This is a genomic window from Streptomyces sp. AC602_WCS936, from assembly GCF_019049125.1.
Classification (GTDB): domain Bacteria; phylum Actinomycetota; class Actinomycetes; order Streptomycetales; family Streptomycetaceae; genus Streptomyces.
The window spans coordinates 1-211 of the sequence record NZ_JAGMUF010000132.1 but is presented as its reverse complement, the minus strand read 5'-3'; the positions used below and the strand labels follow the sequence as shown (position 1 = coordinate 211).

Below are 211 nucleotides of genomic sequence, written 5' to 3'. Positions count from 1 at the left end.
TCGAAGGGCACGTCCTGGTGGGCGTAGGCGGCCAGGTCCGCCTCCCGGACCCGCTCCAGCAGCTCGCGGAAGGTGGGGTTGCCGGAGGTGTCGGTGCGCAGCACCAGGGTGTTGACGAAGAACCCGACCAGGTCGTCCAGCGCCTCGTCGGTGCGGCCCGCGACGGGAGAGCCGACGGGGATGTCGGTGCCCGCCCCGTGCCGGGTCAGCA

The 211-nt window shown here is 73.0% G+C and carries 1 protein-coding gene; it reads right to left on the bottom strand.

What is annotated here, in order from left to right:
• Positions 1 to 211 (bottom strand): condensation domain-containing protein (locus KUM03_RS36175; RefSeq protein ID WP_217254796.1); only part of this gene is annotated, 211 nt, incomplete at both ends.